Source organism: Azospirillum sp. UENF 211521, from assembly GCF_058780535.1.
Genome location: NZ_JBSNCF010000004.1, coordinates 164,535 through 185,889, shown reverse-complemented (window position 1 = coordinate 185,889; position 21,355 = coordinate 164,535). Strand labels below are relative to the sequence as shown.

19 protein-coding genes and 3 pseudogenes are annotated in these 21,355 nt (G+C 67.1%); 14 read left to right on the top strand and 8 right to left on the bottom strand.

The window, feature by feature from the left end; genetic code table 11:
• Positions 1-13 precede the first annotated feature (13 nt).
• The 14 genes and pseudogenes from ACWPN5_RS29225 to ACWPN5_RS29160 all read left to right on the top strand — a co-directional run.
• The gene (locus ACWPN5_RS29225) at positions 14-508 is read left to right on the top strand and encodes a hypothetical protein (protein ID WP_492298960.1); all 495 of its coding nucleotides are present in this window, start codon (positions 14-16) and stop codon (positions 506-508) included.
• Positions 495-1,208 carry a hypothetical protein gene (locus tag ACWPN5_RS29220; RefSeq protein WP_492298958.1) on the top strand — a complete coding sequence of 238 codons (714 nt, stop codon included), beginning with the start codon at positions 495-497 and terminating at the stop codon, positions 1,206-1,208. Before ACWPN5_RS29225 ends, ACWPN5_RS29220 begins: the two co-directional genes overlap by 14 nt.
• Positions 1,208-2,941: an ATPase, T2SS/T4P/T4SS family gene (locus ACWPN5_RS29215; RefSeq protein ID WP_492298957.1), complete on the top strand. Its 1,734-nt coding sequence runs from the start codon at positions 1,208-1,210 to the stop codon at positions 2,939-2,941. The genes ACWPN5_RS29220 and ACWPN5_RS29215 overlap by 1 nt, the downstream gene beginning before the upstream one ends.
• Complete coding sequence (locus ACWPN5_RS29210) at positions 2,938-4,113, top strand: type II secretion system F family protein (protein WP_492298955.1); 1,176 nt, start codon at positions 2,938-2,940, stop codon at positions 4,111-4,113. Before ACWPN5_RS29215 ends, ACWPN5_RS29210 begins: the two co-directional genes overlap by 4 nt.
• A gap of 48 nt (positions 4,114-4,161) precedes the next feature.
• Positions 4,162-4,683: a type 4 pilus major pilin gene (locus tag ACWPN5_RS29205; RefSeq protein ID WP_114861686.1), complete on the top strand. Its 522-nt coding sequence runs from the start codon at positions 4,162-4,164 to the stop codon at positions 4,681-4,683.
• Positions 4,683-5,609 carry a P-loop NTPase family protein gene (locus tag ACWPN5_RS29200; protein WP_492298953.1) on the top strand — a complete coding sequence of 309 codons (927 nt, stop codon included), beginning with the start codon at positions 4,683-4,685 and terminating at the stop codon, positions 5,607-5,609. The genes ACWPN5_RS29205 and ACWPN5_RS29200 overlap by 1 nt, the downstream gene beginning before the upstream one ends.
• On the top strand, positions 5,609-6,073 hold the full coding sequence (pilM, locus tag ACWPN5_RS29195; protein WP_492298951.1) for a type IV pilus biogenesis protein PilM: 465 nt from the start codon (positions 5,609-5,611) through the stop codon (positions 6,071-6,073). Before ACWPN5_RS29200 ends, pilM begins: the two co-directional genes overlap by 1 nt.
• Before the next feature lie 18 nt (positions 6,074-6,091).
• A complete protein-coding gene (gene pilV / locus ACWPN5_RS29190; RefSeq protein WP_492298950.1) occupies positions 6,092-6,934 on the top strand; it encodes a shufflon system plasmid conjugative transfer pilus tip adhesin PilV in 843 nt (280 codons plus the stop codon).
• 166 nt (positions 6,935-7,100) lie between these two features.
• On the top strand, positions 7,101-7,814 hold the full coding sequence (locus ACWPN5_RS29185; RefSeq protein WP_492298948.1) for a hypothetical protein: 714 nt from the start codon (positions 7,101-7,103) through the stop codon (positions 7,812-7,814).
• A gap of 188 nt (positions 7,815-8,002) precedes the next feature.
• Positions 8,003-9,163 carry a glycosyltransferase family 61 protein gene (locus tag ACWPN5_RS29180; RefSeq protein ID WP_492298947.1) on the top strand — a complete coding sequence of 387 codons (1,161 nt, stop codon included), beginning with the start codon at positions 8,003-8,005 and terminating at the stop codon, positions 9,161-9,163.
• A 127-nt stretch (positions 9,164-9,290) separates the two neighbouring features.
• A pseudogene (locus tag ACWPN5_RS29175) lies at positions 9,291-9,884 on the top strand (IS5 family transposase); the annotation flags it as partial.
• Positions 9,885-10,023: 139 nt separating this feature from the next.
• Complete coding sequence (gene istA, locus ACWPN5_RS29170; RefSeq protein WP_492296729.1) at positions 10,024-11,307, top strand: IS21-like element ISAzs30 family transposase; 1,284 nt, start codon at positions 10,024-10,026, stop codon at positions 11,305-11,307.
• A complete protein-coding gene (gene istB, locus ACWPN5_RS29165; protein WP_492296731.1) occupies positions 11,307-12,179 on the top strand; it encodes an IS21-like element ISAzs30 family helper ATPase IstB in 873 nt (290 codons plus the stop codon). The genes istA and istB overlap by 1 nt, the downstream gene beginning before the upstream one ends.
• A gap of 66 nt (positions 12,180-12,245) precedes the next feature.
• Positions 12,246-12,737, top strand: a pseudogene (locus ACWPN5_RS29160) (transposase); the annotation flags it as partial.
• Between the two features lie 210 nt (positions 12,738-12,947).
• Here ACWPN5_RS29160 and ACWPN5_RS29155 read toward each other — a convergent pair.
• The 8 genes and pseudogenes from ACWPN5_RS29155 to ACWPN5_RS29120 form a co-directional block, all read right to left on the bottom strand.
• Complete coding sequence (locus tag ACWPN5_RS29155; RefSeq protein WP_492298946.1) at positions 12,948-13,643, bottom strand: IS6 family transposase; 696 nt, start codon at positions 13,641-13,643, stop codon at positions 12,948-12,950.
• A 56-nt stretch (positions 13,644-13,699) separates the two neighbouring features.
• Positions 13,700-13,843, bottom strand: a pseudogene (locus ACWPN5_RS29150) (IS5/IS1182 family transposase); the annotation flags it as partial.
• A 284-nt stretch (positions 13,844-14,127) separates the two neighbouring features.
• Entirely contained in the window at positions 14,128-15,651 is a 1,524-nt protein-coding gene (locus ACWPN5_RS29145) for an AMP-binding protein (protein WP_492298944.1), read from the bottom strand.
• 60 nt (positions 15,652-15,711) lie between these two features.
• Positions 15,712-16,692: a quinone oxidoreductase family protein gene (locus ACWPN5_RS29140; protein WP_492298943.1), complete on the bottom strand. Its 981-nt coding sequence runs from the start codon at positions 16,690-16,692 to the stop codon at positions 15,712-15,714.
• A 14-nt stretch (positions 16,693-16,706) separates the two neighbouring features.
• A complete protein-coding gene (gene mmsB, locus ACWPN5_RS29135; RefSeq protein ID WP_492298942.1) occupies positions 16,707-17,606 on the bottom strand; it encodes a 3-hydroxyisobutyrate dehydrogenase in 900 nt (299 codons plus the stop codon).
• A 30-nt stretch (positions 17,607-17,636) separates the two neighbouring features.
• Complete coding sequence (locus tag ACWPN5_RS29130) at positions 17,637-18,836, bottom strand: ABC transporter substrate-binding protein (protein WP_492298940.1); 1,200 nt, start codon at positions 18,834-18,836, stop codon at positions 17,637-17,639.
• 33 nt (positions 18,837-18,869) lie between these two features.
• Complete coding sequence (locus ACWPN5_RS29125; protein ID WP_492298938.1) at positions 18,870-20,369, bottom strand: aldehyde dehydrogenase family protein; 1,500 nt, start codon at positions 20,367-20,369, stop codon at positions 18,870-18,872.
• Positions 20,370-20,426: 57 nt separating this feature from the next.
• Positions 20,427-21,152: an enoyl-CoA hydratase/isomerase family protein gene (locus ACWPN5_RS29120; protein WP_492298937.1), complete on the bottom strand. Its 726-nt coding sequence runs from the start codon at positions 21,150-21,152 to the stop codon at positions 20,427-20,429.
• Positions 21,153-21,355: the final 203 nt, after the last annotated feature.

The following is a 21,355-nucleotide window of genomic DNA, read 5'->3' as shown; positions in this document are numbered from 1 at the left end:
CCGCGACGGCCGGGTGCGGCTCCTGCCGGGCTGGCCGGTGGGCGAGTACCGTTGCGATCCGGGCCTCGCCACGATCAGCCTGCGCATGGAAGGGCCGGTCTGGCTTCTCCGCGCCGCGGCGCCGGACGCCGCCATCGATGCCATGGCCGGAACCGCGGCCATCCAGCGCCCTTACGCCGCCCCACCACCCTCGAGTTGGCCGGCCGGCACGCGTCTCGGCGCGCGGGCGGACTACGCGGCTTACCTGCGCGACGCCCTGGAGCGGGTCGGCGGCACGGCGAGCCTCGACGGCATCGCCGCGCCGCTCCCCGGCGCGGCATCCGTGCAGCCCGCTTCGGCCGGACCGGCGCCCGCGTTGCGCCTGAAATGGACGGTCAGCGCCGCGGTGCCGTCGTCGTACCTGCTTTCGGTTCTTCATCCGCTCCTGGCCGGCGAGATGACCAGCGCGGTCTACACCCCGTCGAGCGGGCAGTGGACCATTCAGGGGGTGCTCCATGTCGACGAGTAAAGGCAAGACCTGGCTGTGGGCCGCCATGGCCGCGGTCGCCATCGGCGTTCCGGCCGCGGGGTTTCTGGACGGGGACCTGTCGCGCCATTTCCGGACGTCCTCCGCCGCCGTGGCGGCGCCGGCGCCCGCTCTGCCGGCAGCCGCTCTTCCGGTCGCTCCCGACGGAGCGACGGATGGGGTGTCGCCCGGCATCGTCATGGGGCCGCCGACGGAGCCGCCGGACATGGCGTCGCCGCCGTCCCTGGCGCTGCGCCAGGACCAGGGCGATCCGGACCCGGAACTCTCGCGGGAGCTCGCCCGCATCGAGCGCGACCGGACCATGATCCAGCAGCTTCACCGGCTCGCCAAAGCCAAGGCGGATCTGTGCACCACCGGCTTCGGCCCACCCGACCTCTGCGTGCAGCGGGCCGGTGCCGGGCAGGCCGGGGGCGGCCAGCAGGCCGGCGCGGCCCAGGCCGCCGTGGCCCAGACCGACGTCCCCCCCGCCGGCGTGATCCGCATCGCCGTCGTCGAAGGCAAGGCCCGCGCGACCCTGGTGGTCGGCGGAGGACGCACGATCACGGTGGACGGCGCGTCGCTGTCCCGCACCCCGTCCGTTCTGCCCGACGGATCTCGTGTGGTCGCCATCGATGCGGCCGGCCGCAAGGTCGAGGTCCTCGACCCCGCCGGCCGCCGCGTCCAGCTTCCGTGGGTGCGCTGATGACGCTCAGGGATCTCGGTCATCGCCTTTTCCGCTTTCCGGTCCGCGGCTCCCGCTCGCCCGCGGTGGATGGTGCCGACGGAATCGTCCGGCTCCACGAAGGGGCGATCACATCGCCGGCCACCGCCGCCGTGGCCGGAACCCGGCATGGCGACGAGCGCGGCCCGCGGCTTCTGACCATACCCGGCGGCGGTCTCGACGTCCCCGACGACGTCCGCCAAGCCTGCGCCCTGTACTCCGACGGCACCTTCCTGGTGCACCGTCCGCACCTGCACTCGGCGCGCATTCTCGAAACCCAGAAGCAGGCGCACGAGCGCCTCAACGTGCCGGTCCGCCCTCCCGAAGCGGTTGACCTTCCGCGTCTGTTCCAGGCCTACGGGGAATCCGCGACTCAACGCCTGCCCGACGCGACCGGCGCCCGCCAGAGGCTTCTGCACCACATCGAGCAGGCGGCGGCGGCGGGCGCCAGCGACATCCAGATGACCTGGCGGGGTGACCGCGCCGAAGTGCGCTTCCAGGTGCACGGCTATCTGACCGACGTGATCGACGAGCTGCACGCCCGCGAGGCCGAGGCGCTGATGACCACGGCTTTTTACCTCGCCGACCACAGCGATTCCTGCGAGAAGCCGGCCGAGGCCCAGAAGTCGTCGGTGACCAACCGCCGGCTGCTGCCCGCCAACGTCCTGGCGCTGCGCATGCAGTTCGCGCCGCTCGGCGACGGTCGGCATCTCAACATCCGCCTGTGCTACGCGGTCATTCCGGGCGTCGGGCAGACCCTGACGTCACTGGGCCTCCCCGGGCATGTGCTTCGCCACCTCTACACCATGCAGCAACGGGCGAGCGGGCTGAAGACGATCTGCGCGCCGACCGAGCATGGGAAATCCACCACCCTGCATTTCTGGCTCTGCGACCTCAGCGACAGCCGGAACAACCGGCTCACCATCGTCTCCTGCGATGACCCGCCCGAAGGGCTCGATCCCCGCATCCTTCACTTTCCCGTTCCGTCGCGGGCGCCCGACGGGCGCGATCCGCTCGACGTCGCCTTCGAAACGGCCCTGCGCGTGGCGCCCCACGCGGTGCGCCTCGGCGAGTGCCGCACGCCCTGGCAGGCGCAGAAAGCCTACGAGACCGCCAATTTCGGCAAGCTGGTGGCCACCACGCTCCATTGCGACCAGGTGCTGGAGATCCCGTCGCGCTACGTCGAACTCGGCATTGCGCGGGAGACCGCTTATGCGGCTCACCGTCACGCCGGCTGGACCGGCCAGCGGCTGATTCCCTGCCTGTGCCGGACCTGTGCGGAACGGCTGACCGACGTCGCCCGGCGCGACGAGCGCCGCGCCGCCCTGCTCGACGGTTACCGCGCGGTGGGCATACCCGTCGAGAACATCCTGGTGCGGGGTTTGGGAGTCGTCGGCAAGGAGCCCTGCCCCGAATGCTGCCATCCCGATCTGCGGGTGCCGATGCCGGGGCTCGTGCGCCGCCAGCTCGTTGCCGAATGCGTGCGGCCCACGCCCGAACTGATGACGGTTCTGCGCGACGACATGGACGAGGCGCGCCGGCGCTGGATCGCCGGCGGCGGGACGAGCATGCGGCTCGTCGCCCACGGCCTGCTTCTCGAAGGCGTCATCGGCGCCGATGAATGCGCGGAGTTCGGCGGGTCCGCCGAGCAGATCGGCTTCGACCTGCGGGCGCGTGACGCGGTGACGGCCGGCAGCGCGAGGATCGCGGCATGAGCATGACCTATGAGGACGGGGCCTACGGGGACGCGCTGGAGGAGCTGACCCGGCTGGGCGGGCTGACGAAGGACCGGCCGTGGCTCCTCCGCTACGCCGTCTTCCGCTTCGGCGCCCAGGCCCGCGCCGATCTCTATCGCGAAGTCGCTGTCTACCTGGACCGCGAGGTCCGCCTGCCCGAGGCGCTCGCCACGCTCTACGCCATCGAAACCGGCGGCGAGGAAGATGGCGACCTAGTCAGGATCGGCGCCACGAAGCTGTCGGCGCTGGGCATCCTCATCCCGTACTGGCTGCACGCCATGCGCCAGTCGGGCCATGACTGGTACGAGGTGCTGGCCGAGATGGTGCCGAGCCGCGAGGCCCAGATGATCGGCGCCATCGGCGAGGCGGGCATGACCGGCGACGCCCTGCGCAAGCTCGCCCTGTCGATCCGGCGGCTCAATGAGGCGCGGACGAAGATCCGCAACGCGCTGCTGCCGGTCGCCTTCATGCTGCTGGTGATCGCCGGCGCCCTCTACGCGGCCAGCGTCTCGCTTCTCCCGGACCTCTTCAAGGCGTTGCCCAACATGCAGCTGCGCGGCGAAGCCGCGTCCCTGAAGGAGGCGGCCGACTTCATCCGGGACTGGGGGCTGCTCACCTGCGGCGGGGCCGTCCTGTTCATCGCCGCGGTCTGGTGGTCGCTCGACAACCTGACCGGACGCGTGCGCATCGCCCTCGACCGCATCCCGGGATTGCCATGGGCGCTGCACCGGCAATGGACGGGCGCGTCGTGGCTGGAGGCGATGGCCCTCCTGATCGGCGCCGAACGGAAGATCCCGGAGGCTCTGCAGCTGCTGCGCGTCAACGCCTCGCCCTACGTCGCCGAGCGGCTCGACGCGCTTCTGGTGCAGGACGACGCGCGCCTCGGCGCCGCTCTGGCGCGGACGGGCTTCGGCTGGCCGGACGACAGGACGATCCGCGCCATGCGCGTCTACATGAGCGGCAACCGGCCCCAGGACGGCCTGGCGGCCCTGGCGGCCGACCAGCAGCAGGATCTGTCCGACCGCATGCTGGCCGCCGCCGGCATCGCGACCTACGCCGGCGCGAGCCTCATCGGCTGCCTGGTCGGCTGGCTGCTGTGGGCGAGCTGGGACCTCTACAAGAGCGCGGTTCCGGGCCTCGGCCCCCTGTAGCCGCGGCCGCACCGTCACGAGTCACGTCAAACAAGAAGGCAGAGTGTCATGAAAGACCTGTTAGCGTTCATCATCGTGGTCATCCTCTCGGTGGCGGGCGCCTTCTTCGGCCCGAAGATCTACGCGTCGCTGGCGGCCGGGTCGCGGGCCAACACCATGATCGAGCAGCTCACCACCGGCCGCAGCACGCTCGTGGCACGCTTCGCCAACATGGGCATCGCGCGCTTCGGAACCGGCGCCTACACCGCCGCCAACGTCATCGCCTGGCGCGTCCTGCCGGACGAGGCCATGGACGCCTCCTCGAGCGCGCTTGGCAACCCGTTCGGCGGGACCTACGCGATTTCCGGAGCGGGCCGCAACTTCCACTGGGACGCCGACACCATCCCGCAGGACGGCTGCATCGCGACGCTGACCGGCTTTCCTCCCGGTTCGGGCTACACCGGTGCCGGCGTCGCCACCTCCGTGTCCGGCCTCGGCGCCGCGACGGTCAACGCCTTCCCGATCAGCCCGAACACGGCGGCCAACGTCTGCTCCAGCGGCAACAACGCCATCCGCTTCGTGGGCGGCTGATGGATCTCGCTCTGCCCGGACTGGCCCATCTGCATGTCCTGGTCGACGCCGCCGGGGCGATCCGCAGCGCGCACGCCACCATGAGCGGCGGCGCCTGCGCGCCGGTCGAGGACGGTGGGGCTCCGCTCGACGCGCTCGTGCGCGAGGCGATGCGGGTCTGCCCCGGCCCGGGCGGCGGACGGGTCGCCGACGACCGCGTCGGTCTCTGGCGCGTCGAGCGGTACGACACGGCGCAGGGGGCGGCCCTCGTCCTGGTCCGCACGCCCGCGGTCACCGACCGCCTCGAGGATCTCGGGCTCCCCGAGGCCGTCTGTCGCATGCTGGAGGAGCTGGGTGGCCCCGCACGGCGCGGACTCGTGCTCGTGCTCGGTGACATGAACGCCGGCAAGAGCACCCTGGCCGCGACCCTCCTCAAGCGGTGGCTGGTCCGGCACGGAGGCATCGCCTTCGCCTGGGCCGATCCGCCCGAGCATGACCTGGACGGCCCGGTTGGCACCGGATGCTGCATCTCGGTGAACATCGCCGCCGAACAGTACGGGGACGCCGTCGTCGCCGCCCGCCGCAGCCGCGCCCGCTACTTCTATTTCGGTGAGCCCCGTCTCGATCCGGCCATTCTCGCGGTGGTCCAGGCGTCGCTGTCCGGACCGGTATGCCTATCGACGGCTCATGGCGCGGGACTCATCCCCGGGCTGATCGCCTTTTCCGCGGCGGCCGCGCGCGTGGACTCCCGCGCCTACGAGCAGCTCGCCTCGGGACTGGCCGCCGCCTTCCACGTCCGGGTCGAGAGCGGCGTCCAGCGCAGCCGCCTCGTCGTCACGGAGCATCTGGTGCTCGGGCAGGGGCACGGCGACACCGGCCGCAGCCATATCCGGGCGGGCAACCTGGGCCAGCTCGGCAATCTGATCCGACCGTTGAGGGCCGCCTGATGAACTGGGCCATCGTGTTCGCGGTTACGACGGCGACCCTCGTCGCCCTCAAGGTCGCCACCGATCCGCGGCCGTCCGACCGGGTGGCTGACCGCGGGCGCGCCGCGGCGGTCGCCGAGACCGCCCTGAGCGCCCACCGCGCCGCCGAACGCTGGGTGACGGCGAATCCCTCGGCGACCGGCGCCGTGCCCCTGAGCCCGACGAACGGGAGAGGCTTCGACGGGGTCGCCTCCTGCGTGGCGGCGATGCGCGTGGCGACCTGGACGACCGAAACGGCGGGAGCTCCGGCCGCCGAGGTCGGCCGGGCGATGAGGGCGCGGCTTCAGGGCTGGCCGGCGGCCGGCGTCGCCGTCTCCGGCCGGGTGCTGGCCGGGAGCGAGAGCCGCGCGACCCTTCCCTGCGCCGTCCCGGACGGCGCGCCCGTCGTCGTCACCCCCGTCGTCATCACCCTTGTGTCGCCCTGACGGCATGGAGGCGTTGGAATGAAGGACCTGTTCGCCTTTGTCGTCGTCACGCTGCTGAGCATCGCCGCCTTCATCGGGGCCGCGCCGGCCTTGCGCCGGGCCGTCGACCAGCCGTTCGAGAACTCCGCCGCGTCCATGGCGTCGCTGGTGACAGATTCCGCCGTCGAATACATCCGGACCTACTACGGGGCCGTGCTGTCGGCCACCGCCGGCGGAACCGTCGCCCAGATCACGCCGGCGATGCTCCAGGCCACCGGCAAGCTCGATCCGGCCTTCACCGACGGAAACTACTTCGGTCAGACCCACCGCGTGCTCGTCCGCCGGCTCTCGGGAAATCAGCTTCAGGCCGCTGTGGCGACCTGCGGCGCGGCCATGCCCGAGGATGTCCTGTTCCGTCTGGCGCCGCTGGCCGGCAAGCACGCCGGACTGGTGTCGAGCACGGACCCGGCGACGATCCGCGGCGCCGTTGGCGGCTGGACGGTGCCGTCGTCGGCCTTCGGCGGCGTGGCCGGATGCGCCATCGCGCCCGGCTCCCTGGTCAGCGTCGTCTTCTTCGACGATGGGGCCGTCCTGTCGCCCTACATGTCGCGCCTTCCCATGCCCGAGTTCGGCACCGAGCCGAACACCATGCGGACGAACCAGTACATGGGCGGCAACACCATCGAGGACGTCATGGACATCCGGCTGTCCAACGGCCAGTGGCTGTCGACCGCGCTCTCCGAGATCGATCTCGTCCAGGATGGCACAGTCCTGCCAAAGCCGGCCTGCGTCCATGGGGTTCCGAGAACTCTGGATGGCCAGCGGCGTCTTTTCCGGCAACGGGACCGGCCATCCTCTGGTCGGCGTGCAGCCCTGGGCTGAGGATAACCCGGCCGACAGTTCAACCTGGATCGTCCATGTGCCGATCTGGACCACCAACGCAGCCGGCACCGGCACGGAGTCGGCCGGCAGCGGACCGCACGGCCTCGCCATGGTCGTGCGCAAATGCCAGCAGACCTGACCATTCCACTGAGAAAGGGAGACAACCATGAAACGATCGACCGCCGCTCTTCTCGCCGCCGCTCTCCTCGGGTCCGTATCAAGCGCCCCTGCCCTGGCGGGACCGGACAGCACGTCCATCCGCCCGCCCCCCGTCGGTTCAGCGCCGCTGCGCGCCTCCAGCGCGGCGCGGGCAGACACGTCCGACGTCTCCGCCCGTGCGTTGCTGCTGGACAGCAACGCGACGATCGACGGATCGCGGGTCACCGGCACGGTTCAGAACGCCAGGACATCCTTGGAAGCAAACCAAGCAAACGGCTTGGCTTCCGGTGCGACCATCAATGGGAGTCAGGTGACGGGAACGGTGGCGAACGCTGCACGATCGTCAAGCAGCGGTTCGGCTGATTATGCGTCTCAAATCTGGGATACCCGGACCAACACTTGGCAATGGGTCAACAACGTCGCGGTTGTACGGTCCGACACCACCGGCACGGCCGACCGTGCCAATCAGCTGTACAACAATTACGTCAACACCTATGAGTGGGCTTCCAACCTCCGGGTTGGTTATTCCGAAAATTCGGAAAGGCTCAAGCAGCAATGGGCTGGTTTTGGGGGGCCGCTCGTTGGCCAGTATGTGGCTTCAAATCAACTGGTGACGATGGCGTCGGAACACTCCGGCAACGCGGATAATGCGGCGTTCCTGTGGTGGAACGGCAACAAACTTTTGGGTAGTCAGTACTGCACGATCTACGCGCCTTGCTAGGCAGAACATCACGTTGCGTCGGCACCTTGGCTTCCCGCGAGGTGCCGACAAAGGTATTTCCGCCGGATACAGATCTAAGCTAGGTTCGTAAAACGCGCGAGTAGGTCACGCGCGTTTTGGTCGTGAGATGGCGAACCAAAGCGAGGCGGCCTAGGTGCAAATTAGATGGGATCGAGATGAGTTTACCTATGCATCTGTCGCTTTCGGAATTAGAGGCGCGGAATTATGTGAACAGACAAGGGCTTCCTGTCGTTGAGTCTCACGAAATTCTGCAGGCTGTTGACGTTCATGTGGAACCTCTCTCCTTTGGTGACACGGATTTCACAAATCGCAGGATCTATGAGAGGCCGTTTGAAGGCGCTTGGAAGGAAAAATCTTATCGATCATCGCCTGTTCGGCTTTATAAGTTGAGGAATGTGCTAGTGCATTCGTCCTCTGGCGTTGTTATCGCAAGATTGCCTGACGAGAACAGCGGAGAAGAACGGCTTTGTTTGTTGGATGAGACAATTCAGTATATTGATCTCGCCAGCATTGGAATCTCACTTGAAAGTAATAAAAACATTTTGAAAATTGTGACAAATAAATTTTCAAGTTTAAATAGGAGGGCGGTGCATCTTCTTGCGCCTGGTGGGGAGCACAACTACTATCATTGGAGTATCGACGTAGCTTCGCGTATTCCATTAATTCCAGGGTGCTATAGAGATGATGTTTATCTCGTGCCACCTCTGCCTCACAGATTTCAATGGGATATTTTGCAGAGCTTTTCTAGAGAAAAAGCAATGCTGTTGCAGGCCATTGATGGTTCGGAAACGGTGGCAGTCGATGAGCTTATCTTGGTGCCAAATGTTGGTGATTATGGGCGCGCGCCAAGATCTGAGCAGATCGATATATTTAACAATTTCTTAAAATATATTGGGATAAGGGAAGCAAGGAATAAAAGTCGAAAAATATACATTCACCGTGTGAACACTCACCATCGCAGACTTATTAATGAAAAAGAAGTCATTGATCTCCTCGCTGAACATGGCTACGATATTATCGACTGCGAACGGCTTTCGCTAGATGAGCAGGCACGCATTTTTTCAGAGGCGTCCCACATCATTGCTCCGCATGGCGCTGGTCTGACCAACGTCGTATATTGTAGCAGAGATGCAATGCTATGTGAACTCCAAATGGATCTCAATTTGAATTGGTTGTTCCGTAGGCTTGGGTCTTTAAAAGGTGTTCGCTACGGTTGTGTTTTAGGGAACAATGAAGGAGAATGGGAGCCTTTCAGTCCTCATAATAAAATGTGGAAAATATCAATTGAGCGCCTGCTGCTGACCCTAAAAGAAGGAAAATTTATTTGATGACGGGGTTTGGGGGCTGATAGTCAGGATCTTTCATGGGCGTCTACCAGGCTGCGGAAAAAGGCTATGCCCGGCCTGCCGGTCGTGATTCTCTCCGGTTGAAGAGAATGCGGCCGGTGAGGGGACGATGCGGGGATTGGACGAACACAGCGAGGGCCTGTTCAGCTATGTGAGCTGTGAGGCCCGTGTTCCGGCGAGCCATCCTCTACGACCGATCCGGGCCATCGTTGATGAAGCGCTGGAGGTGATGTCGCCGGCGTTCGAGGGACTGTACTCGACGATCGGTCGACCATCGATCCCGCCGGAGAAGCTGCTGCGGGCGCTGCTGCTCCAGGCCTTCTACTCGGTGCGCTCGGAACGCCAGTTGATGGAACAGCTCGACTACAACTTGCTGTTCCGCTGGTTCGTCGGCTTGTCGATGGACGCCCCGGTGTGGGACGTTACGGTGTTCACCAAGAACCGTGAGCGCCTGCTGGCCGGCGATGTGGCGGCCAAGTTCCTGGCCGCCGTGCTGGGTCAACCCCGGGTCAAGGCGCTGCTGTCGGACGAGCACTTCTCGGTGGATGGGACGCTGATCGAAGCGTGGGCCTCGGTGAAGAGCTTCCGGCCCAAGGACGGCAGCGGTGAGCCGCCGGGGCCGGGACGCAACGGCGACCGCGACTTCCATGGTGAGAAGCGGTCCAACGAGACCCATGCCTCGACCAGCGATCCCGAGTGTCAGTGCCGATTGGATACTCCCCGGAAAGGGCGACTGAAAATTCCCCAGGCTAACGCAACGGCAGGGCTCCGGGGCGTACGCCCCGGAGCCCTGCGGCCACTCGTCGCCCATGATCACCCTCCGAGGCGGAGGGAGAGGGCCGGTGGTCAGACTTGGGGAACTCGTCATGATTCTCGATCTCGCCCGCGAGGGCCTGTCGGTGTCAGCAATCGCACGCCGCACCGGCCTGGATCGCAAGACCATCCGCAAATACATCGCCCGCGGATTGGAGGCGCCCGCCTACACTCCTCGGCCGGCTCGGCCGACGCTGCTCACACCCTTCGAGCCCTATCTGCGCGAACGCCTGCAGGCCTTTCCCGATCTCAGCGCCCGGCGACTGCTGCGGGAACTCAAGGAGCGCGGTTACACCGGCGGCTACACCATCCTGAAAGCCGTGGTTCGCGCCATCCGTCCCACCCCATCACCGTCCTTCGAGCGCCGCTTCGAGACACCGCCCGGCAAGCAGGCCCAGGTCGATTTCGCCTTCTTCAAGACGACCTTCACCGACGAGCCCGAGGTGGAACGGATCGTCTGGCTGTTCTCCATGGTGCTCGGCCACAGCCGCATGATGTGGGCCCGCTTTGTGGCCCGCCAGGACCTGCAAACCGTGCTCCGCTGCCACATCGCCGCCTTCGACAGCTTCGGCGGCGTGCCGGAACAGATCCTCTATGACCGCATGAAAACCGCCGTGCTAGGCGAGATCGAAGACCCCGATCAGCCGACCCAAGGCATTGCCTACAACCCCAAGCTCCTCTCCCTGGCCAGCCACTACGGTTTCCTGCCGAAGGCCTGCAAGCCGTACCGCGCCAAGACCAAGGGCAAAGTCGAACGGCCCTTCCGCTATGTGCGCGAGGACTTCTTTCTGGCCCGCAGCTTCCGCAATCTCGAGGACCTGAACATCCAGTTCACCCAGTGGCTGGATCAGCTCGCCAACCGCCGTCGGCACGCCACCACCCAGCGCGTCGTCGCCGAGCATTTCGCCGAGGAGCGCCCCCACCTCAAGCCGCTGCCGGCCGGCCCCTTCAACAGCGTCCTGGCCCTGGAGCGCCGCGTCACCCGCGACGGCATGGTGTCGGTCGGCGGCAACCTCTACTCCGTGCCGGATTGCACCCGCCGGCGGACGGTGGAGGTGGAGGTCACCGCCGGCACCGTCACCATTCTGGAGGACGGCATAGCCGTCGCATCCCACCCGGCGCTGGAAGGACGAGGCCGGCGGCGCATTGCCACCGGACACCGGACCCAGCCCCCACCGCCCAACAGCCAGACGCCCAGGGAGGTCGCCATGCCCCCGGCACCTCCGCTGCAGGGCGGCACCGTCACGCCCCGCTCGCTGGCCATCTACGACACCATCGGCCGCCACTTGGCCAACCAGCCGGGGAGCCCGTGATGAGCACCACGTCGCTGGAAGCCGGCCCCGCCACCCTCGACCGCATTCGCCAATATCTGGTTGGGCTGAAGATGCCGCGCGCCTTGGAAGCGCTGGAGCACATCCTGCGCCGGTTGGAACGCGGCGAACTCTCCGCCCTGGAGGCCATCGACGCCCTGCTGGGCGAGGAACTGACGTTGCGCGAGGGACGCCGCATCAAGGCGGCCCTGAAGATGGGCCGGCTTCTCTCCATCAAGACGCTCACCGGCTTCGACTTCTCCTTCCAGCCCTCGCTCGATCGCGATCGAATTATGACCTTGGCGCAGCTCGACTTCGTCGACCGGCACGAGGTGGTCCATTTCCTTGGCCAGCCCGGCTGCGGCAAGACGCACCTGGCCCTCGCTCTGGGGGTGGAGGCCGTCAAGGCCGGCCGCTCGGTCTACTTCGCCACACTGGCCGACATCGTGAGCTCGCTGGCCAAGGCCGAGCGCGAGGGGACCTTGCGGGAGCGTCTGCGCTTCCTATGTCGGCCACAGCTGCTGATCGTCGACGAGATCGGCTACCTGCCGGTGATCCCCGGCGGCGGCAACCTATTCTTCCAGCTCGTCAACGCCCGCTATGAACGCGGCGCCATGATCCTGACCTCCAACCGCGGCTTTTCTGAATGGGGCGATGTCTTCGGCGGCACTGTCGTCGCTTCCGCCCTACTGGACCGCCTGCTGCACCATGCCGTGGTGGTGCAGATCGAAGGCGCCAGCTACCGCCTGCGCCGTCATGCCGAACTGATGCCGGACAACAACCGCAGCAGGCCGATCACGGCCCCACCGCTGGCTCCACGGCGCCGAGGCCGGCCACCAAAAGCAAGGAGCGCCGACACCGAAGCCAATCCATAGCCCTTCAAACCATCTGGGGATTTTTCAACCGACCGTTCTGAGGAAACTTCATTCGGCCTTTACACCGAGGCGCGGCTGTACCGCAAGGGCAACGGGCAGCCGGCGAAGCTGGCCTTCATGGGCCACGCCCTGATGGAGAACCGGAACGCCCTGGTGGTGAATGTCCGGCTGACCGCAGCCACCGGCTTGGCCGAACGCGAGGCGGCGGTTTCCATGGTCGAGGCCATTCCTGGCCGTCACCGCATCACGGTGGGTGCTGACAAGGCTTACGACACCAAGGATTTCGTGGCGAACATGCGCAGCCTGGGCGCCGCTGCGCACGTCGCGCAGAACACGAGCAACCGCCGCTCGGTGATCGACGGCCGGACCACCCGCCACAGCGGCTATGCCGTGTCCTTGCGCATCCGCAAACGGATCGAGGAGGTGTTCGGCTGGATCAAGGGAGCCGGCTTGCGCAAAACGCGTCATCGCGGCACGGCCCGCGTCGGTTGGATGTTCACCCTGACCGCTACCGCCTACAACCTGATCCGCCTGCCCAAGCCGCTGGCGGCGGCATAATTACGCCCGGAATCCGCCTGAACGGCGGCTCCGAGCTTCTCGGAGCGCGAAAAGGCGCTCCATTCTGATAAAAGCGGGCGGCGGAAACGCCATTTCCGAGCCTCAGAGGGGGCAAAAAGCCGAAATATGTTCGTTTTTCCGCGACCTGCTAGAAGGGCTTTGTCACGTGAACCGAACCGAGGTGCAGGAAGCCCGGAGCCCCCGACGGGTTCACGCTGCGGCGGTCGCGGCGTGCCATTCGGCCATAGCCTGCGCCCGGACGGTGCGCAGGGTGCGGCGGGAGGCCAGATGGCGCTGGAGGTTGAAGCAGTTATAGACGGCGGCGTGCAGGGAGACGAAGCGCTGGGCGGACCCGGGTGATTTGAACCGCTGCATCTTGCGCTCACGTCGCCGTACCGGTTGGTGGGAAACCTCGGCCCGGTTGTTCTGGCGCCGGCCTTGCTCATGACGCGCCGTCAGGCCGATGTCGCGGAAGGCGGCCCTGTAGGAATGCAGCTTGTCGGTGGTGACCTGGGTAGGGGCAAAGCCGTGCTTTTTGAGCAGCTTGCGCATCAGCTTGCTGGCCGCAGCTTGGTCCCGCCGGCGCTGGACGAGCATCTCCAGCACCTTGCCCTCATCATCGACCGCCCGCCACAGGTACATCAGCCGCCCGCCAATTTTTACGACCATCTCGTCCAAATGCCAGCGCGGGCTGGGTCTCGGCCGGAGGCGTCGCAGGTTGCAAGCGATGGCCGGGCCGAACTTCAGAACCCAGCGCCGGACCGTTTCGTAGCTCACCTCCACACCGCGCTCAGCCAGAAGTTCCTCGACGTCGCGGTAGCTCAAGGTGAACCGCAGATACAGCCAGATCGCATGCTGGATAAGCGCGGGTGGGAAGTGGTGGCGGGCGTACGAGGGCGGCGGCATCCAGGGAAGATACCGCCATAACTGGTGAGCCGCCACCGTCGCCGTGACAACGCCTACAGCCCCTCGAACGTCGGCGACATCACCTCCAGCGCTTCATCAACGATGGCCCGGATCGCTCGTAGAGGATGGCTCGCCGGAACACGGGCTTCACAGCTCACATAGCTGAACAGACCCTCGCTGTGGTCGCCCGATCCCCGCATCGTCCCCTCACCGGCCGCTTTCTCTTCAACCGGAGAGAATCACGACCGGCAGGCCCGGCATAGCCTTTTTCCGCACCCTGTTAAGGAAGGGCTACGGGGGCGATAAGGCGGCAAGTGTCAGGAGGGGCCGCCGCCCAAAGGGGCAATGGTCAGAGGGATCCAGCGCCGCACCGGTGCCCAGAACGCCGGGATCAGCAACAACACCCATCCGCCAGCAAGAGCCCAAAGCAACGTTCCGGGAATCGTCAATCCCTACGGCCCTTTTGCCTTCGTGCATCGACACCTCAACCGGTTGCGTCTCGCTTCCTGAACACATCCTTGTGCAGCGCACTGAGTTCGTTCTTTAGAATCTTTCCCATGGCGTTCCGGGGCAGGGTATCCTGGACGATCACGGCCTTGGGCAGCTTGTATCCGGCGAGTTCGCGCGCCGCCCGTGCGAGAATGGAGGCCGGATCGAGCGGCTCGCCGCCCGGTTGGCGCTCGATGGCGGCCACCACGCCCTCGCCGAAATCGGGGTGGGGAACGCCGAAGACGGCGGTCTCGCCCACCCCCTCGATGCGATTGAGCACGATCTCGACCTCGCGCGGATAAACATTGTAGCCGCCGGAAATGATGAGCTCCTTTGCGCGGCTGACCAGCGTGAGACGGCCATCCGGGGCGGCGCGCGCCAGATCCCCCGTCATGAAGAAGCCGTCCGGCCGGAATTCCGCCGCCGTTTTCTCCGGCATCCGCCAATAGCCCTTGAACACGTTCGGACCGCGCAGTTCGAGACCGCCGACCGTGCCCGCGGGCTGCGGCTGTCCGGCTGCGTCCACCACCCGGACCTCCAGCCCTGGCAGCGGGTAGCCGACCGTGCCGGGCAGACGCTCGCCGTCGAGGGGGTTGGAGGCGATGATCGTGGTTTCCGTCATGCCGTAGCGTTCGAGGATCCGATGCCCCGTGCGGGCCTCGAACGCCTCGAAGAGGTCCGGTGACAGAGGAGCCGAGCCGCAGGTGAACAGGCGCATGCGTCCGCACCGCTCCCGGTCGAGCCGTGGGTCGGCCAGGAGGCGCGTGTAGAGCGTCGGGACGCCCATGAACAGGGTGCTGTGCGGCAGATGCCCGATGACGGCGTCGGCCGTGAACTTGGGAAGGAAAACCGTGGACGCGCCCGCATGCAGCATCGCGTTCAGGGCGATGAACAGGCCGTGGGCGTGGAAGATGGGCAGGGCGTGCAGCAGCACATCGGCGTCGGAGATGCCCCAGAGCGCGTTCAGCGTGCGGGTGCCGAAGGCCAGGTTGCCGTGGGAGATCATGGCACCCTTGGGGCGGCCCGTCGTTCCGGAGGTGTAGAGGATCGCCGCCACGTCGTCCGGCCCCACCTCGGCGACCTGCTCCCGGGGCGGCCGGCCGCGGCACGCCGCCGTCAGGCTTCCTTCGCCGTCCGGATCGAGCGTGAAGGTTCGGCACCCGGCCGGCGGCACCAGATCGCCGACGACCGCGGCCTGTCCGACGAACACCGTGGGTTCCGCGTCGTCGAGGAAGTAACGCAGTTCGGCCAGCGTGTAGGCCGTGTTGAGCGGCAGGTGGATCGCCCCGAGCTGCAGGACGGCGAGGTAAAGGCACACCGCCTCGGGCGACTTCGCCACCTGCACGGCGACCCGGTTCCCCGGACCGACGCCGGCCTCGTGAAGGACGTGCGCCATGCGTCCGGCGGCCCGCCGCAGGTCCGCGTATGTCCAGGTTCGCTCGGTATCTGTTCTCAGGGCCACCCGCGCATCGGACGGCGCTCCGGGTTTCAAAAGCAGGCTGTAAAGATTGTGCGTCATTCCGGTGTTCCTGTCGCCGCGATGCGGGCCATGTGACTCCGAGGCGAAGGGTGGTTCGCTTCAGGGAATGAGCACGATCGGCCCCGTCGTGCGGCGGGCTTCCAGGTCGCGGTGCACCGATGCGGCCTCGGTGAGCGGCGCCCGATGGGCGATGCCGACCTGGACCCGGCCCGAGGCCAGGGCCTCGAACAGCCCGCCGGCCAGGGTCTCGATGTCGTTGCGGCTTCGGGTGACCGTGGCCAGCGTCGGCTTGGCGAGGAAGAGCGAGCCCTTCTGCGCCAGCACGCTGATGTCCAGGGGCGGCACCGGGCCGCTCGCCTGCCCGAAGCTGACCATCAGGCCGAAGGGCTTCAGACAGTCCAGCGACGCAATGAAGGTGTCCTGCCCGACGGAATCAAAGACCACGTCGACACCGCGGCCGCCGGTGATGTCGCGGACGCGCGCGGCGACATCCTCCTCGCGGTAGAGGATGACGTGATCGCAGCCGGCGCCCTGGGCGACGGCCGCCTTTTCCGGCGAGCCGACCGTGCCGATCACCGTCGCCCCCAGGGCGTGCGCCCACTGGCACAGCATCTGGCCGACGCCGCCCGCCGCGGCGTGCACGAGAAGGGTTTCCCCGGCCTTGACCGGATGGACGCGGTGCAGCAGATACTGCGCCGTCGTCCCCTTGACCATCGCGGCGGCGGCCACCTCGTCCGACACCGTGTCCGGCAGCTTCACCAGGCGGTGCGTGGGAACGATGCGCCGTTCGGCGTAGGCGCCGAGCAGCATCCAGTAGGCGACGCGGTCGCCGGGCGCTACGTCGGTGACGCCGGGGCCGACCGCCTCGACGACGCCGGCGCCCTCCACGCCCAGCACGGCCGGGCGTGGGATCGCGTACTGCCCGGAGAGGGCCGAGCGGTGATAGGTGTCGATGAGGTTGACGCCGATCGCCGTGTGGCGGACCAGGGCCTCCCCCGGACCGGGCGGCGGCACGGCCACCTCCTCCCAGACCAGGGCTTCGGGACCGCCGGGCTGGTGGACGCGGATCGCATGAGCCATGATCGGTTTCCCTTTCACGCCGAGGTCAGCCGTCCGGTGATCAGGGCGAAGACGGCGCTGAAATCCTTGTTTCCGTGACCGTGCTCCACGAGCATCTGGTAGAGCGCGGCGGCGCTGCCGGCGAGCGGCGTGGCGGCGCCGCTGGTGGCGGCCGCGGCCTGGGACAGCCGCATGTCCTTCAGCATCATCGCCGCCGCGAAGCCCGGCTGGTAGTCGCGGTTGGCCGGCGATGCCGGCACCGGTCCCGGAACCGGGCAATAGCTCTGCAAGGCCCAGCAATTGCCCGAGGACACGGTCATGACGTCGTAGACCGTCTGGTGGTCGAGCCCGAGCTTCTCGGCCAGGGCGAACACCTCGCTGATGGCGACCATGCTCATGCCCGCCATCATGTTGTTGCAGATCTTCAGGGCCACGCCGTTCCCGGAGGCGCCGACATGGAAGATCTTCGGCCCCATGGCGGCCAGCACCGGGCGGGCGCGCTCGAAGCCCTCGGCGGTGCCGCCGACCATGAAGGTCAGGGTCCCGGCCTGCGCCGCCGGGACCGCGCCGGACACCGGGGCGTCCACCATGACGAAACCGGCTTGGGCCGCCGCCGCGCTGACCGCCCGCGCGCTCTCCACGTCGATGGTGGAGCAGTCGATCAGCAGCGTGCCCGGACGGGCGTGCGCCAGCACGCCGTCCTCGCCCTCAAACGCGGCCCGCACATGCTTTCCCGTCGGGATCATGCTGATGACGGTGTCGGCGTCGGACAGCGCCTCGGCCAATGTGGCCGCCGCTCGGCCGCCGGCGGCGGCGTGGGCGTCGCGCGCCGCCGCCACGACGTCGTAGCCGACGACGTCATGACCGGCCCTGGTGAGGTTGTCGCACATGGGACGGCCCATGTTGCCGAGTCCGATGAAAGCAATCCGCGCCATGATGTTCCTCCGCAAGAGTCTGTCAGTGGGTCACTTCTTGACCAGGGAGCACTTGCTCTCGCTGAGGGGAATCGCCGCCTGGTCGCCGGGGATGGTGCGCTGGACCTTGTAGTAATCCCAGGGCCCCTTGGACTCGGCCGGAGCCTTGACCTCGATCAGGTACATGTCGCGGATGACCCGGCCGTCCTCGCGAACCTTGCCGCCCTTGGTGATGAGGTCGTCGACGGGAAGCTCCCGCATCTTGGCGGCGACCACGGTGCCGTCGTCGATGCCCGCCGCCTGCATCGCCTTCAGGTAATGGGTCACTGCCGAGTACACGCCGGCCTGGACCATGTTGGGCTTGCGCTTCATGCGCGCCTCGAAGCGCTCGCCCAGCTTGCGGCTGCCCTCGTCGCGATCCCAGTAGTAGGCCGTGGTCGCGATCAGGCCCTTGGCGTTGTCAAGGCCGAGCGCGTGCACGTCGCTGATCAGGACAGCCAGCCCGACGAGCTTCTGGCCGCCGCTGGTGATGCCGAACTCGGCGGCCTGCTTGACCGCGTTGGTGGTGTCCGTCCCGCCGTTGGCGAGCCCGATGATCGCGGCCTTGGACGCCTGCGCCTGGAGAAGGAAGGAGGAGAAATCGGCGTTGCCGAGTGGGTGCCGGACCTGCCCCAGCACCTTGCCGCCGTTCTCCTTGACCGTCTTGTCGATGTCGGCGGCCATCTGGTGGCCGAAGGCGTAGTCGGCGGTCAGCATGAACCAGTCCTTGCCGCCGTCCTGGACGACGGCGCGGGCGGTTCCGACCGCCTGGGAATAGGTGTCCCACATCCAGTGGAAGCCGTTGGGCGAGCAGTCCTCGTTGGTGAGGCGCGTCGTCCCCGGACCGGTGGCCAGGGTCACCTTCCCGCGTTCGCGGGCGAGATTCTGGACGCCGAGGGCGATGGCCGAGTTGGTCAGGTCGGCGATGGCGTGGACGCCCTGGGTGTCGAACCATTCGCGGGCCTTCGCCAGCCCGATGTCGGGCTTGTTCTGGTGGTCCGCCGACAGGATCTCGATCGTCTTGCCCAGGACTTGGCCGCCGAAATCCTCGACGGCCAGCCGCGCCGCCTCGACCGAACCGACGCCGCCGAATTCGCTGTACAGCCCCGACTGGTCATTCAAGACGCCGATCCGGATGACGTCGGCGGCCTGGGCCGCCCCGGCCGCCAAGGTCGTCGTGGCGAGAAGGGCGGCGATGAAGGACGTACGCATTCTTGTTTCCTCCCTTTTCTTGTGAATTCTTGATCAGTCCATGTTGATGAGGACCGTCTTCTTGTGCGTGAAGTGATCGAGCATCGCTTCCAGGGTCGCTTCCTTGCCAAGGCCGGACTGCTTGAGGCCGCCATAGGACAGGCCCGGCTGAACCACGAGGTTCTGGTTGACCTGCACGAAGCCGGCCTGGAGCCGCCGGGTCGCGTCGAGGGCGGTGCGCAGGTCGCGCGTCCAGATGGTCGCGGCGAGGCCGAAATCGCTGTCGTTTGCCATCGCCAGCGCGTCCTCGTAGTCGCGGAAGGCGATCAGGCAGGTGACCGGTCCGAAGATTTCCTCGCGGGCCAGCCGGTGATCGTTGGAAAGGCCGGTGAAGAGGACCGGCTGCACGAACAGGCCGCGAGCCAGCCGCTCGTCCGTCGGCAGGGCTGAGCACCGGTGCGCCACCGCGCCCGCCGCCGTCTCGCCGAGCGCGATGTAGGACTGCACCCGCTCGAACTGCTGCGGCGAGATGATGGTGCCGATGTCCGTGGCCTCGTCCAGCGGGTCGCCCATGGTCATGGCGTCGACCTTCGCCTTGAGCTTGCCGAGGAAGGCGTCGTGGAGGCTCTCATGGACGAAGATGCGCGATGAGGCGGTGCAGCTCTGGCCCTGCCGCGTGAAACGCATGCCCGCCACGGCGCCGTCGACGGCCTTGTCGAGATCGGCGTCGCCCATCACGATCATCGGGCTTTTCCCGCCCAGTTCGAGGGTGACGGGGATCAGCTTGTCGGCCGCCAGATGCGAAATGATCTTCCCCGTCTCCACCGAACCGGTGAAGGTCACCTTGCCGACCCCCGGATGGCTGACCAGGGGCGCGCCGCAGCCGGGGCCGTCGCCCGACAGGATGTTGAGGACACCCGCCGGCAGAACCTGGTTCATCACCTGGACGACGCGCAGGGCCGCCAGCGGCGCCTCCTCGGCGGATTTGACGATGACCGCGTTTCCGGCGACCAGCGCCGGCGCGATCTTGAGCGCCATCAGGTACAGCGGCACATTCCACGGGATGATGGCGCCGACGACGCCGATCGGCTCGCGCTGGGTGAAGGTCAGCATCTTCGGGTGGAAGGGAACGGTTTCGCCCTTCAGCTCGGATGCCAGTCCGCCATAGAAGGTCAGGGTGTCGGCCACCAGCGACGCCTCGACCCGGCTTTCGGTGCGAATGGCCTTGCCCGTCTCCAGGGCGAGCAGGCGCCCGATCTCCTCGGCATGGCCGACCAGACGGCGCCCGCATTCGACCAGCAGCCGGCCCCGCTCGCGCGCTGAAAGGCGGGCCCAGGCGCCTTGCGCCGCGGCCGCCGCGCGGACCGCGGCGTCGACGTCCCGCTCGCCGCCGTCCGCCGCCGTGGCGATCACCTCGCCCGTCGCGGGGTTCACGACGTCGAAGGTCTTCCCCGTGGCCGCCGGCCGGAGTTCGCCGGCGATCAGGAGCAAACCCGACAGCTCGCGCGCGAGGGCATGGGGGGTCGTGTTCAGAACCAGGTTCTGGTCGGTCATGGACGGTCTCTTTTTGAATGGGGCTGGTGTGACGATCCGGCGCGCGCCGGGGGGCGGTCAGGAGGCCCGGCGCTGCGACCAGACCTTCAGGGCGTCGGCGAACTCGTCCGACCGCAGACTCGCGGCGAAAGCCGCCTCCGCCGCCCGATCGTCCAGGTCGCCGCGGGCGAGGTCGTTGAGCGCGCGCTTCATGCCGGCGATGGCCTGCGGCGCGCAGGCGGTGATGCGTCCGGCCAGCTCGTCCACCGCGTCCGGAAGGTCGTCGGGAGCGACGATCCGGTCCAGGAAGCCGATGCTCAGCAGGTCGTCGCCGGCGATCGTCTCCGCCGTGAGGAACAAGCGCTTGGCTGCGTTGAGGCCAAGCCGCGACACGTAGCGGCGAAGGCCGCCGGGGTAGAAGTGTATGCCAAGCTGCCCGGCCGGCATGCGCATGAGCATACCGGTCACGCCGATGCGGAAGTCGCAGGCGAGCGCCAGATCGGTGGAGCCGCCATAGACGCTGCCGTTGAGGGCGCAGATCGTCGGGACGCGGACCGCTTCGACGCGATCGCACAACCGTGCAAAGGCATTCTCCCCATCCTGGCCATCCGACTCGCCGCGCTGGGACGACTGGGCCGCGCTCAGGTCGTACCCGGACGAGAAGCTCGGCCCCGTCGCGGTCAGCACCAACACGCGAACGGACGGGTTCGCCTCGGCCGCTGCGATTCTTTTCTCCAGAATGGCGATGTCCGCCACGTCGATCCGATTGTGCTGGAGCGGGCGGTTGAGCCGGATGGTGCCCACCGCGTCCTTCACGGTTAGTTGGGGGGCTGTCGCCGGTCCCTCCGACTGACCCCGTGGTGTCCCGTTCATCGTTTCCTCCCAGGTGCCGTCATTGGTGACGGCGCGGCCCTATGGATACCGCCTTTGTTTTTGTAAAGAACCATGAGTGAGTTCATGCATACCAGAGAGTGATAATGGGATGCAACATGGAAAGTTTGGCACGC